This window comes from Pedobacter miscanthi, from assembly GCF_003315595.1.
GTDB classification, from domain to species: domain Bacteria; phylum Bacteroidota; class Bacteroidia; order Sphingobacteriales; family Sphingobacteriaceae; genus Pedobacter; species Pedobacter miscanthi.
Genome location: NZ_QNQU01000016.1, coordinates 142,007 through 156,084, shown reverse-complemented (window position 1 = coordinate 156,084; position 14,078 = coordinate 142,007). Strand labels below are relative to the sequence as shown.

Genomic DNA, 14,078 nt, shown 5'->3' with positions numbered 1-14,078 from the left:
GAGGCTGACCAAATTAGTAATCTACCTTTTTGGTCAGCCCCTAAGTAGCCTATCGTATTTTACGATGTCGAATATTCTTAAACAATAAAATTATTCTAGCCATAAAAAATACGCGACAAAGATCTTTATCAATTAACATCAAGCAACTCAACTTCTAATAGTCCACCAAGCTCGTGATAATTAGATGCAGAACTATATGTATAATGCTCGGGATCAGCTACAATTCCAGCGCGAACCGGATTTTGATGTATATAATTTAGTTTTTGATATGTAAACTCTGAACTAATTAATTCAACAGCATGATAACCATCTTGCCAAACTTTATAGTTTTCGATGCGGGTTGTATATTTCGCGGCAAATTCGAATTTATTTAACAGCCACTTTTTGCGGCTTTCATTTCCTGAATTAATCTCTTCAATAATCGCTCTGTTTGTATATTTTTTAAAATCTCTAACAATTTCAAAAAGCTTTGTGTTTCCACTGGCAGAGGCAATAAGGTGTATGTGATTGGTCATTAGGCAATAGGCATAAAGCGTTAATCCCTTTTTTAATTGACAATATTTTAGCGAATTGATAATGATTTCTTTAAAGGAAACTCTTGTGAATATATCAACCCAATCCACAATTGTAAAGGTTAGAAAATAAATTCCTTCCGGATCCCTGGCTTGATATTGATCTGACATATATTAAATTTATATATTTATTCAGAAAGATCATAATTGCTCACGCTAGTTTCTAACGAGCGTTTAAATAGTATACTGTATTTTATGGTTTAATTAATGAGCTATTATGTTTTTACGATAAAATCGTAAGGCTATTGCTGCACTCGTTGGAAACGAGCGCAAGCATTCTCGAGTAGCTCACGCTAGTTTCTAACGAGCATGTACATAGTATATCGTATTTTACAGTTTAATTAATGAGCTATTATGTTTTTACGATAAAATCGTAAGGCTATTGCTGCACTCGTTGGAAACGAGCGCAAGCATTCTCGAGTAGCTCACGCTAGTTTCTAACGAGCATGTACATAGTATATCGTATTTTACAGTTTAATTAATGAGCTATTATGTTTTTACGATAAAATCGTAAGGCTATTGCTGCACTCGTTGGAAACGAGCGCAAGCATTCTCGAGTAGCCCAAGCTCGTTTCAACAATCGTGTAAATAGTATACCATATTTTACGGTTTAATTAATGAGCTATTATGTTTTTACGATAAAATCGTAAGGCTAATGATGCACTCGTTGGAAACGAGCGCAAGCCCAACAAAAAAGCAGCTACAAATTAATGCAGCTGCTTTAAAATCTATTTTCAAAATCCGCTTATTGCTGCGGACCCTGTTGTTGGGGGAAGAACGCTGATAAACGGCTTTCTAAAGCATTAAATGTTTTCTGAAGTTTGTCGCTCAACTTATCCTGACCAGCGGCTTTGGTGGTTTTAATCATCCTATCCAGATAATATAAGCCTGTTTGGATATTCTGCGATCCGGTTAAACCTTTCGATTGTGAAATATCAGCTAAGTAGTTTAATTCTTTATTGATGTATTCTCCCGATTTATCCATAATATCATTCGCCCTCGCCGTTTCTCCCAATTTATATAGGTTTTCGGCCATGTAGAATTTCACTACAACGGTGCGGATACCGAAGAATTTATCAGTTGGCATTACTGCGAAATATTTGTCTACAACTTTTTTCGCTTCATCAATTTTACCATCTTTAATCAAACTGCTGGTTAAGCTGCTGAAGATATTAGTGAAAATAAAGGTGTCATCCGATGATTGTGGATCTAAATATTTAGCAGTTTTCATATTACCCCACTTAAATTTAGTCATCACGTTATTGTACATCGCAGGCGTGTTTAACTGTTCTGGTTTATCTTCAGTTGCTGTTGTATCAGCTTTTAACGGTAATAAACGTAAGGCTAAACCTTCGCTGTATAAATATTTGTCTAAACCATTATATTGCTCAGAAGGAACTGTAGATGCGAAATAAATAGGGCGTTTCCAGTTGTTGTGTGCAAGGATATCGAACATGGCCAATGTACCTTTGGTTACATAACCTTTGTTAAATTTCCAGTCTACTTCAGTGGCAATTTTCGAAGCATCAGCTGCCGAAACCGTTCCTGTACTTATTACTTGTTGCGGATCAACCGTAATTTTAAGGTTTTTGGTAGGTAGGAAGTTCGATTTCGAACCATCCTGCATCGGTACCTTATCACTATCATCGTTTGATAACAATAAATCAACCACGTTTTTAAGTTCGATACTGCCTGCAATTTTATAATCATCGTATGGCATTACGTCCCTTTCGCCCTGTACATATTGCTCAGGTTTCATAGTGATTGGCAATGGAGCCGATTCGTTTTGTTTTTGTCTTAAACCATTAATGTACCAATCGGTATCAAACAAACTTAAGTTTACAATACGTACGTCCGGACGTACATTTTCTACTTCCTGTATATACCAAAGCGGATAAGTGTCGTTATCACCATAGGTAAATAAGATGGCATTTGGCGCACAAGATTGCAGGTAATCTAAAGCAATATCATGTGGAACCAGTTTGGTAGAACGATCGTGGTCATCCCATCCCTGTTGTGCCATAATTACCGGAGCAGCAAGTAAACCGATAACCGTTGCGGCAATGGCACCTGTGGCTGGCGTTAATTTTTTAAATAACCATTCCTTTATTGCGAGCGCCCCAAGACCGATCCATATTGCAAAGGCATAGAAAGATCCTACATAAGCGTAATCCCTTTCTCGTGGCTCTAAAGGCTTTTGATTTAAGTATAATACAATCGCTATACCGGTAAAGAAAAACAGCAATGCTACTACGCCTGCATCTTTCTGGTTGCGTTTAAAGTGCCAAAGCGCACCGATAATTCCCATAATCAACGGTAAAAAGAAGAACCGGTTATAAGCTTTGTTATCAACTGTTGATGGTGGCAAATGGCTCTGATCACCACGCAGCCACGAATCAATTGGTTTGATACCGCTAATCCATTCGCCTTCAAAACCACTTCCCTGACCTTGCTCATCGTTCTGACGGCCAACAAAATTCCAGAAGAAATAACGCATATACATGTAACCGATTTGGTAACTCGCTAAAAAGCCAACGTTATCAACCAGGTTTGGATTCTTCGAATCATCTAAGTGCATCCATTCTTTATAAAAACCTGCATGTCGCGCATCATCGCTATACATACGTGGCAATAAGGTATTGTTGCTGTATTCGTAATCTGTTTTTTTACCGGCTACTTCATATTTGTCTTTACCTTTTCTCCAGATGGTTTTTCCACCTTCCGTTACACCTGTTCTTTCAGAATTATAGTTTGGTCCGTACAACAATGGTCTATCGCCATATTGCTCACGGTTTAGGTAGCTTAAAAAAGAGAAGGCATCTTTTGGTGCACTGTTATTTAAATTCGGATCAGCTTTTGCCCTGATGATGATCATTGAGAAAGATCCGTAACCAAAAATGATCAGCACTACAGAAAGTAGACCTAAGTTTAACAATTTCTTTTGGTGTTTGATAGAATAACGGATTCCCCAAACCAATGCTCCGATTAATAAAATAGCAAAAAATAAAACGCCGGTTCCGAAACCTAAACCTAAAGTGTTGACAAAGAAAAGATCGAAATAAGCACCGAACGAAACCAGATATTGGATAATACCATACTGGATTACCGCTAAGATTAAGATACCAACAATAAGTGTTTTGAAAATGCCTGATGGTGTGGCTTTATCTGTTCTTTTAAAATAATAGATAAACGCCAGTGCTGGTATGGTTAATAAGTTTAACAGGTGGATACCGATTGATAAACCCATTATATAGGCAATAAATAGTAACCAACGATCTGCACGTGGCTCATCGGCATGCGCTTCCCATTTAAGGATCGCCCAGAATACAATTGCTGTAAATAATGATGATTGTGCATAAACTTCCGATTCTACTGCCGAGAACCAGAAACTATCTGAAAAAGTATAGGCCAATGCACCAACGGCACCAGCACCCATAATGCTGATCAGTTTACCTGTGGTAAGTTCTTCACCGGCTTTTAATACCGTTTTTTTAGCCAACGCGGTGATTGTCCAAAATAAAAATAAGATAGTTGCCCCACTTGAAACAGCCGAACCTACGTTCATCCAGTAAGCTATTCTGGTTAAATCTCCGGCAGCAAAAATAGAGAAGAAACGCTGGATCATTAAGAATAAAGGTGCACCCGGCTGGTGAACAACCTGCATCCTGAATGCCGATGCGATAAATTCGCCGCAGTCCCAAAAGCTTGCAGAAGGCTCGAGGGTTAAAACGTAAGTTATTGTAGCAATTAAAAAGCAGATCCAGCCTACTATATTATTAACTTTTGAATAATTCATTGGTTTGTTTAATGATATTAAAAATTGTTTTCACATAAAAATGCTGCCGAAATTAACTATTCTAACCGATAAAACAGGTAAATTTTTGGATTGATTTAACAATTTTTAACGGCCTAAGCCTGTTAACATCAGGGATTTTAGATTATAAACCTATAAAGAGCCTCCTTTAAGATGTTTATAACTCATGGTCGTCACCCTGAATTTATTTCAGGGTCTTTCATGCTAAAAAGATGCTGAAATAAATTCAGCATGACGATCACGCGAGGAAAGAGGGGTTGAAACAGATCAAAATGCATAAATATTAATCGAATTCAGGTTGTCATCAGGAAAAGAAAACCCCATAAGCAGCAGCCTATGGGGTTAAAATTTAGAATGCTTTTACACTAACCGGTTGCATAAGGCGTAAAACGGCTAATCAGATCGTTGTACTGTTTTTCGAGGCTTTTGCTTAGCCCATCCTGTTTAAATGCACTGGTTAATTTTACCATCTGACCTAAATAGCCCATGTAAAACCTGATATCCTGCTCTGCAGTAAGCTGGTTTTTACTTTCCGAAACATCGGCAAGGTAATTCAGCTCTTTGTTCACATAATCGGCCGTTTTTTTAATCATCGCATTCGCACGGTTCAGATCGTTTAAGCGGTAAAGGCTTTCGGTAAAATAATAAGTGCTCATTACCTGGCGCATGCTGTAAAATTTGGCAGGGATTACACCATAGAATTTATTGACCATTTTTTTGCTTTCTGCAATTTTTCCCTGGTTAATCAGGTCGTTTAACGCACTGTTAAACATATTCGAGATCCTGGTTACATCATCAGCTGATTGTCTGTCCAGGTGATTTGCATTTTTGATGTTTCCGTATGCATAAACATTCATCAGGTTGTTGTACAAGGGTTTGATGTTAATGCGTTCATAATCTTCGGTAATTGCCGTATCCGGTTTTAAAGGCAGCAATCTCTTGTTCAATCCCTCTGAATAGAGATATTTGTTTAAGCCAAGATATTGTTCATCAGGCATGGCCCCCGTAAAGTAAATCGGACGCTCCCAGTTGTTGTGGGCTAAAATATCGAATAAGGCCAAAGTTCCTTTGGTTACATAGTTTTGGTTAAAGGTCCATTCCATGCTGCTTGCAATTTTACCTGCATCTTCTTTGGGTACGGTGCCGGTATCTAAAACCTGTTGCGGACTTACCGCCAGTTTCAGGTTTTTGGTAGGCAATACATTATATTTTGTTCCATCGTTCATGGTTACTTTATCTTCATCATGGTCGGAGAGGAGGATGTCTAGAATTTGCTGTAATTCTACATGTTGTGCCACTTTATAATCCTGGTAATACATAATATCCCTGGTACCTTCTACATATTGTTCGGATTTTAAGGTGATGGGCAAGGGAGCCGATTCGTTTTGCTTTCTTCGCATTCCATCAATATACCAGTCGGCAGTAAATAAACTTAAGTTCACCACGCGCACATCCGGACGTACATTTTCTACCTCCTGCGCATACCAAACCGGATAAGTGTCGTTATCGCCATAAGTAAACAGGATGGCGTTAGGGGCACATGATTTAAGGTAATTTACCGACATATCCCTTGCCTCATGACTATCAGAACGGTCGTGGTCATCCCAGCCCTGGTTCGCCATAATAATTGGCGCGCAGAACATTGCGATAACCGAAGCAAAGACTGCTGCCCTTGCAGGCGTTAATTTTTTAAATACCCAATCTTTCAGGCCGAATACCCCTAAACCTATCCAGATGGCGAATGCATAAAACGAGCCTACATAAGCGTAATCCCTTTCGCGTGGTTCAATCGGAACGGAATTAAGGTAAACCACAATGGCAATTCCCGTAAAAACAAATAATAAACCGATAACGCCGGCATCTTTCTGGTTGCGCTTAAAATGCCAAACTGCACCAATCAGGCCAATAATCAAAGGCAAAAAGAAAAACCGGTTATACGCTTTGTTCTCGGTAATAGATGGAGGCAGGTTTTTTTGATTGCCCAGTCTTATCGCATCCACAGGTTTAATGCCACTCAGCCAGGTGCCATCTGTACCGCCAAACTGCCCGTCTTCGTTATTTTTCCGCCCAACGAAATTCCACATAAAATAGCGCATGTACATCTGCCCAGCCTGGAAAGAGAACATGTATTTTAAGTTTTCTACAAAGGTTGGTTTATGCTGGTCATCAAAACCCATATAACTTTTATAAAACCGCACATGTTCGGGTTTGTCGCTGTACATACGTGGCATTAAAGTTTTATCGGCAAAAACGTAGGCCGATTTTGTTCCCGCAGGCTCGTATTTTTTGTCGCCTTTGCGGAATATTTTCCCCGTTTCTTTAATATCTGTTTTTTCTGAATTGTAGTTCTCTCCATAAAGTAAAGGCCTGTCGCCATATTGGTCGCGGCCTAAATACCTCGAAAGTGAAAATACATTGTCTACATTGTAATTGTTGAGGTTGGGTTTGGCCTGCGCCCTGATTACCAGTAGTGCAAAGGAACAATAACCGAATAAAAGCAATACGGTAAACAGTAAGATCAGGTTTAAGGCTCTTTTATTTTGGCGGATGGAGTAACGGATGCCATAAACTAAGCCACCAATTAATAAAACTGCAAAAAATAATATCCCCGTGCCGAAACCCAGGTTCATGGTATTGACGAAAAAGTAATCGAAACTCGCTGCAAGCGATACTATATACTGGATGAGGCCAAACTGCACTACGGCTAATGATACAATAGAAACAAAAAATACCTTTACAACACCCTGCCATTTGGGCGAAGCGTTCTTTTTAAAATAATAAACAAATATTAGTGCAGGGATGGTAAGCAGGTTTAAGATGTGCACACCGATAGAAAGCCCCATAATATAAGCCACAAAAAGCAACCAGCGGTCTGCTTTGGGTTCGTCAGCCTGCGATTCCCATTTCAGGATACCCCAAAATACCACTGCGCTGCAGAGTGACGACATGGCATAAACTTCGGCCTCTACCGCCGAAAACCAGAAACTATCAGAAAAAGCGTAGGCCAGGGCACCAACCAAACCGGCGCCCATAATACCAATGATTTGCTGTTTGGTGATTTTTTCGCCTTTTTTAACCACGGTTTTCTTGGCTAATGCCGTAATTGTCCAGAATAAAAATAAAATAGTACCTGCACTGGCTAGCGCCGAAGCGATATTTACAAAATAGGCTACCTTGGTTTTATCGCCAAAAGCCAGCGTAGAAAATATTCTTTGAATCATGGATACAATTGGGGCACCGGGCTGGTGTACCACCTCCATTCTAAAGGCCGAGGAGATGAATTCGCCACAGTCCCAGAAACTTACGGATTGATCTAAAGTTAAAATATAGGTAATTGCCGCAATGCCAAAGCAGAGCCAGCCCCCAATGGTGTTGATCCTAGAGTAATTCATAGTTTAATTTTTTGTCTTTGATAATAAATGATTTATGTGGTTCGCAATAAAAAAAGTCGTATAAAAAAATAAAATGTTGCACCGGATATAATCATTTTTTTATCTTTGCATCGCAAACAAAGAACAGCAGGAAAGAAATTAAAAATATTTTAAAATCACTCTTGCAAAATTAAAATAAGGTTCCTACATTTGCATTCCCTTTCGAGGAGAATATCCTTGATAAATTTTGTCCGATAGTATAAGGGTAGTACAACGGTTTTTGGTACCGTTTGTCTTGGTTCGAATCCAGGTCGGACAACAGAAATTTAACGTCGGATCATGTTTAAATCTACATGATCCGATTTTTTTTAACCGTAAACTACACACGGACCATGCCATTGCAGTTTAACCCGGTAAAACTTTTTTCCGGAACAGGTTCTAAGGGATTATCACTTAAGATTGCCGAACATTACGGCAAGCCACTTGGTAGCGTAACCATCCACAAATTCAGCGATGGCGAATTTCAACCTTCTTTTGATGAGTCAGTTCGTGGTAGTGATGTTTTCCTGATCCAGTCTACTTATCAGCCCAGCGATAACTTAATGGAGCTTTTGCTAATGGTTGATGCAGCTAAAAGAGCATCGGCACATTATATTACAGCAGTGGTTCCTTATTATGGTTTGGCCCGTCAGGATAGGAAAGACAAACCGCGTGTAGCAATTGGTGCAAAACTGGTGGCCAATTTATTAAAGTCGGCAGGTATCCACCGCATCATGACGATGGATTTACATGCTGCACAGATACAGGGTTTCTTCGATATCCCGGTTGATCACTTAGATGGATCGGTAATCTTTGTTCCTTATATCAAAAGCTTAGGTTTAAAAAACTTAACCATTGCATCGCCGGATATGGGCGGTTCGTACAGGGCACGTACTTTCGCCAAGTTTTTTAATGCGGAGGTAATTATTTGCGATAAACGCCGTAAACGTGCCAACGAAATCGAATCAATGTCGATTATTGGTGATGTAACCGGACAGGACGTGGTATTGATCGATGATATTTGCGATACCGCAGGAACTTTATCTAAAGCTGCTGCCCTGATTATGGAAAACGGTGCTGCAAGTGTAAGAGCAGTTTGTACACATGCCGTATTATCGGGCAAAGCAATAGAAACTGTTGAAAACTCGGTATTAACCGAACTGATTGTTACCGATACCATCCCGTTAAAGCAGGAGAGTTCGAAAATCAGGGTGTTAAGCACCGCAAGTTTATTTGCAAGGGCAATTGCCAATGTAAATGAGCATGGGTCGATTAGCGATCTGTTTAGAGTTTAGCGTTGAGCGTATTGCGATGAGCGCTTAAAACGCCGATCGCCTGGCGCTAACCAAAAAAGAGAATAATAAAGTAGAAAGTAGTACGTAAAAGGCTTTACATCTTGATACTAGCTGCTAAATACTTGATACTAATAAATAATTAAATAAAATAAAAAATGAAAACAATCGCAATTAGCGGTTCTCCAAGAGAGAACGTAGGGAAACGCGATGCCAAGGAACTTCGTTACGAAGGTAAAGTTCCGGCGGTATTGTATGGTGGAAAAGAGCAACAACACTTAGCTGTGGTTATTGCTGATTTAAGAGATGTTATTTATACCCCGGAAGTTAACTTTGTTGAAATCGATGTTAATGGTGTTAAAACTAAAGCTATCGTAAAAGATACTCAGTTTCACCCACTTACCGACGTATTATTGCACATCGATTTTCTTCAGTTGTTCGACGAGAAAGAAATCGTAATGGAAATCCCTGTAAAATTAACAGGAACTTCTCCAGGTGTTAAAATGGGGGGTAAATTGATCCAGAAATTACGTAAACTACGTGTTAAAGCATTACCAGCTGATATGCCACAAAACGTAGAAGTAAGCTTAGAAAAATTAGAAGTTGGTAGTTTATTCCGTGTTCGTGACCTTAAAGGTGATAAATACGTAATCACTAACACTCCTGAAGATACTATCGTTTCTGTTGCAATGTCTAGAGCATTAAAACAAGCAGAAACTGAAGCTGCTAAAGGTAAAAAATAATCAGGATTATTAGATTTCCTGATTTTAAGATGAAGCGTTTCGATCTAGATCGGAACGCTTTTTTGTTTCATAAAGAATTTGACCGCCAAAGCGCTAAAACCTTAATAGTATTTTGACTTAGGACTTAGGACTCACGACTCGGGACTTAAGACTTCGGACTTCCGACCCCTCAGCTTTTTCACCTTCCACCCTTCAACCTTCCCGCCCTCAACCTTTTTATTTATCTTTGCGCCATGAAATATCTTATAGTTGGCTTAGGGAATATCGGACCGGATTATGCACATACCCGACATAATATTGGTTTTGATATTGCCGATGAACTGGTTAAAGGTTTAGGGGGTAGTTTCGAGAATATCCGTCTGGCCTATTATTCAGAAGTGAGTTTTAAAGGCAAAAAACTGCATGTAATTAAGCCAACTACCTTTATGAACCTGAGCGGTAAGGCTGTTAACTATTGGATGAAAGAGCTGAAAATTGCGCCGGAGAACGTGCTGGTAATTGTCGACGATCTTGCACTGCCATTGGGTAAGTTAAGATTGAAGTTACAGGGCTCGAGCGCTGGTCATAACGGCTTAAAAAGCATTGAAGAAGTTTGTGGTGGACAAAACTACGCACGCCTACGCTTCGGTATCGGGAATGATTATCCGAAAGGACGACAGGTAGATTTTGTTTTAGGCTTATTTGATAAAAACGAACAATTAGAATTGCCTGCGTTAATTGATAAAAGTGTAGACCTGATTAAGAGTTTTGTTACTGTTGGGCCTGCACATACCATGACGGCTTTTAATAAATAGGTTTTTGGGTTAATCGGTTAACTGTTTAAATCGGTTAATTGCTTATGCTGTCATCCTGAGCTTAGCGAAGGATCTTTTCTCTGCACCATGCAACCCGAAATAGCATTACTGCCTGTGCCACCTAAACCCGATCGCAGTGGTTCCGATGCTTTTTACCAATAACTTGTATTACAGGATAATTAGCATCGGAAAAAACGGAGAGCGGGACTGTATCAACCCAAAAGCATCTGCATTTGATTTCCAAAAAATAAATTAGTTTTTTGGTTTTTGGTGAGTTATCAAAAAAGGGAACGGCTGCCAGACAAATCCCTTTAAACAAAAAAAAGACCATCTTTCGATGATCTTTTAATAAAATATAGTTAGTTAATGATTATTTAACTTTTTCCTGAGCCCTTGCAATGTAAGCATCAATTAATTGCGCTTCTGCACTTTCAGGATATTGTGTTTTAACTTTGGTATAAGCATCAACTGCACCTTTAAAATCGTTTTGGTTTTCGTTAACCAATCCTAATTTTTTCAAAAACATTGGCGAAGTAAATTTGCTTGCTTTATCAGCCGCTTTTTTATAGTAGGTTGCTGCTTGTTTAAAATCTTTCAATTCGCTGTAAGCATCGCCCAATAAACCTAAAGCCAATGGATCTGCAACCGGACTGCCAGTAGCGCTGTATTTGCTTAACGATTCGATTGCTTGTTTGTATTCGCCTTTACGTAAATAGATACCACCTAAATAAAGGTTAGCTAAGTTTGCCGATTTTGTGTTATCGTATTCTTTGGCAATTTGCTCTAATCCCGGATAACCGCCTTCGCCTTTAACTGCTTTGTTCGATAATGAATCTACCCCAACATATTGTTCGGCTTTGTACATTTTGCTGGCGGCTTCTTCAGCACGGCCTTTTAAATACACGCCTTGATACCAAATATATATTAACACCAATAATACTACAGCGCCTGCTATAAAAAGTAAGCTCTTATTATTCTCCTGTAAAAATGAACCTTTTTTGGTTGATTGAATTGTCTGGTTATCTGTTGTAGACATGTTTGTTTAAAAAATTTAAGATTGCAAAAATACATTTTTCAATCAAAGTATCAACCTTTATTTTGAAGTATTTAATTAATCATTAGTTATTTAGGGGTACAGATTGCAAAATGGCCGCAACGATTAGCGCAGTAGGCTAATTAAGGTGTTAAACCATGTCTGGTTGTCGTTAAAAATCCCCGTATGATTAATTACCAGATATACCGTTTGACTTTCGGAGCGGCTAATGGTTGAGCGGATCCTGATGGGTTGCCAAAATAAACCGAAGTTTTTGACTGATGAAGCCGGGAAAAGGTCATCAAAACCCATATAAACCTCTTCTATATGGGATAATGGAAGTTCCAATTGCTCATCGCCGGTAATAAATAAACCGTTTGATGCCAACAGGATATTGCCTTCATGATTATGACGGGGCGTTAAGAAAGAAAAGAAATTAGCTATTTTCCTGAACCAGCTCGAATTTTTCTCGGTAAGTTCGTGATCGTATGACCACAGCACATTACCTTCTAACATTTTTTGTGCAACCATTTAAATATTTTTCCTTGCTATGAAAGTACAATTTTTTTAAATGTTATTAACGTTAATTTTAAACAATAGATGTTTAGAGGCTAAAAAACGGTAAATTTGTGACATATTTATGTGGTTAAAAAACATTACCCTTCTAAATTTTAAAAACTATAGCGATGCAGACCTCCATTTCTCGGAAACTGTAAACGTTTTTACGGGTAATAACGGTTCAGGCAAAACCAATATGCTCGATGCCATCCACTACCTCTGTCTGTGTAAAAGTTACTTTAACCCGATCGATAGTCAGCAGATTAAAACCAGCGAAGAGGTTTTTATGATCCAGGGTGATTTCGACCGTAACGAAAAAAACGAAAAAATCTCCTGTGGTGTAAAACGGAACCAGAAAAAACAGTTTAAACGCAATAAAAAAGAATACGATAAACTGGCCGATCATATTGGCCTTTTCCCCGTGGTGATGGTTTCGCCTTATGATGTAAACCTGATTATGGAAGGCAGCGAGGAACGCCGGAAGTTTATTGATAATGTGATTTCGCAAACTGATGCACATTATTTAGACCAGTTGATTACTTACAACCGTATCCTGTTAAACCGCAACGCCTTATTAAAGCAGATTGCCATCACCCGGAAGTACGACCCTACTTTGCTCGAGATTCTGGATGAGCAGCTGGTTTTTGCCGGCAATAAAATCTTTGCTACCCGTAAAACTTTTATGGATGAGTTTATTCCGCTGTTTAACCAATATTATACCTACCTTACCGAAAACAAGGAAACAGTAGAACTAAATTACCAGTCGCAGTTAAACGAAAGTACTTTCGAAGAACTGTTAAAAAAATCGGTTGAGAAAGACCGTGTGCTGGAGCGGACTACAACAGGTATCCATAAAGATGAACTTGCTTTTGTGATCAGCGGAATGCCTTTAAAGAAATTCGGTTCGCAGGGACAGCAGAAATCTTTTCTGATTGCCTTAAAAATTGCCCAGTATGCTTATCTGGCCAAAAACAAAGGCTTTAAACCTTTATTGTTATTGGACGATATTTTTGATAAGCTTGACGATCACCGTGTTCAAAAACTGATGCAGATGGTTTCGCATCACGATTTTGGACAGATATTTATTACTGATACCGGAAGAGAAAGGGTAAAATCAATTTTCGAAAAAATAGAAGTTGATGTAACTTTGTTTGAAGTTGATAACGGAATGATACAAAATGCGTAAACCCAATGATGTTACTGTGAAAGATGCCATCAGCAAATTGCTGGATGTGTACCGTTTACGCCGTAAGTTTGATGAAACTTCGATTTTATCGGTATGGCCGGAGATTATGGGCACCGCAATAGCCAACCGTACCAAGCAGATTTATATCCATGATAAAAAACTGTTTTTAAGGATAGAATCGTCGGTAATCAAAAATGAACTGATTATGGTACGCCAGGGTATTATCCAAAAACTGAATGAGCACGCCGGGAGCGAGGTAATTACCGAAATGATATTTTTATAAAAAATAAAAGGGCATCAGTTTTAAACTCATGCCCCTTGTATTTAGTAAGGACTAAGACTCTCGACTTAGGACTCAAGACTAGCTTTTTCCTCCACCAAAAATCTTGGCGAAAATCCAGATCAGCAGTGCAACTACTACCACCACTACAATTACGCCTACCCAAACGCCGGCTTTAAATATACCTTCTACAAGTTCACAACTGCTTAAGGTAGTGCATAAAAATGCGATCAATGCTAAAGGAAGTACTTTTTTCATATCATGTTAATTTGTAATAGCTAACATCGAATACTAAAGAAAGTTTTAATGAAAGGCTTATTTAGCGCGAATCTAAAGAAAAGTCGTTATCTCAATCGAAACGGATGGATCTAATTTGAAAGACCCTGAAACAAGTTC

11 protein-coding genes are annotated in these 14,078 nt (G+C 38.8%); 5 read left to right on the top strand and 6 right to left on the bottom strand.

Annotated elements, in window-relative coordinates:
- Positions 1–128: 128 nt before the first annotated feature.
- The 3 genes from DRW42_RS18660 to DRW42_RS18650 form a co-directional block, all read right to left on the bottom strand.
- On the bottom strand, positions 129–683 hold the full coding sequence (locus DRW42_RS18660) for an REP-associated tyrosine transposase (RefSeq protein WP_113950337.1): 555 nt from the start codon (positions 681–683) through the stop codon (positions 129–131).
- A 634-nt stretch (positions 684–1,317) separates the two neighbouring features.
- Positions 1,318–4,368: a glycosyltransferase family 117 protein gene (locus tag DRW42_RS18655; RefSeq protein ID WP_113950336.1), complete on the bottom strand. Its 3,051-nt coding sequence runs from the start codon at positions 4,366–4,368 to the stop codon at positions 1,318–1,320.
- 383 nt (positions 4,369–4,751) lie between these two features.
- A complete protein-coding gene (locus DRW42_RS18650) occupies positions 4,752–7,778 on the bottom strand; it encodes a glycosyltransferase family 117 protein (RefSeq protein WP_113950335.1) in 3,027 nt (1,008 codons plus the stop codon).
- A gap of 371 nt (positions 7,779–8,149) precedes the next feature.
- Here DRW42_RS18650 and DRW42_RS18640 point away from each other — a divergent pair, with 371 nt between their 5' ends.
- The 3 genes from DRW42_RS18640 to pth all read left to right on the top strand — a co-directional run bounded on the left by DRW42_RS18640 (position 8,150) and on the right by pth (position 10,625).
- On the top strand, positions 8,150–9,091 hold the full coding sequence (locus DRW42_RS18640) for a ribose-phosphate pyrophosphokinase (protein ID WP_113950349.1): 942 nt from the start codon (positions 8,150–8,152) through the stop codon (positions 9,089–9,091).
- A 155-nt stretch (positions 9,092–9,246) separates the two neighbouring features.
- Complete coding sequence (locus DRW42_RS18635; protein WP_113950334.1) at positions 9,247–9,831, top strand: 50S ribosomal protein L25/general stress protein Ctc; 585 nt, start codon at positions 9,247–9,249, stop codon at positions 9,829–9,831.
- A gap of 233 nt (positions 9,832–10,064) precedes the next feature.
- Positions 10,065–10,625, top strand: a complete 561-nt coding sequence (gene pth / locus DRW42_RS18630; RefSeq protein WP_113950333.1) for an aminoacyl-tRNA hydrolase — start codon at positions 10,065–10,067, stop codon at positions 10,623–10,625.
- A 370-nt stretch (positions 10,626–10,995) separates the two neighbouring features.
- Here the strand turns inward: pth and DRW42_RS18625 are convergent, their stop codons facing one another.
- Together DRW42_RS18625 and DRW42_RS18620 are read right to left on the bottom strand one after the other, a co-directional pair.
- Complete coding sequence (locus tag DRW42_RS18625) at positions 10,996–11,661, bottom strand: tetratricopeptide repeat protein (protein ID WP_113950332.1); 666 nt, start codon at positions 11,659–11,661, stop codon at positions 10,996–10,998.
- A gap of 123 nt (positions 11,662–11,784) precedes the next feature.
- Complete coding sequence (locus tag DRW42_RS18620; protein WP_113950331.1) at positions 11,785–12,189, bottom strand: hypothetical protein; 405 nt, start codon at positions 12,187–12,189, stop codon at positions 11,785–11,787.
- Positions 12,190–12,298: 109 nt separating this feature from the next.
- Here DRW42_RS18620 and recF point away from each other — a divergent pair, with 109 nt between their 5' ends.
- Both recF and DRW42_RS18610 read left to right on the top strand, forming a co-directional pair.
- A complete protein-coding gene (recF, locus tag DRW42_RS18615; RefSeq protein WP_113950330.1) occupies positions 12,299–13,402 on the top strand; it encodes a DNA replication/repair protein RecF in 1,104 nt (367 codons plus the stop codon).
- The gene (locus tag DRW42_RS18610) at positions 13,395–13,685 is read left to right on the top strand and encodes a DciA family protein (protein ID WP_113950329.1); all 291 of its coding nucleotides are present in this window, start codon (positions 13,395–13,397) and stop codon (positions 13,683–13,685) included. Before recF ends, DRW42_RS18610 begins: the two co-directional genes overlap by 8 nt.
- Positions 13,686–13,763: 78 nt before the next feature.
- Here DRW42_RS18610 and DRW42_RS29015 read toward each other — a convergent pair whose 3' ends face one another.
- Positions 13,764–13,940, bottom strand: coding sequence for a hypothetical protein (locus DRW42_RS29015; protein WP_167437814.1), 177 nt, complete (start codon positions 13,938–13,940; stop codon positions 13,764–13,766).
- Positions 13,941–14,078: the final 138 nt, after the last annotated feature.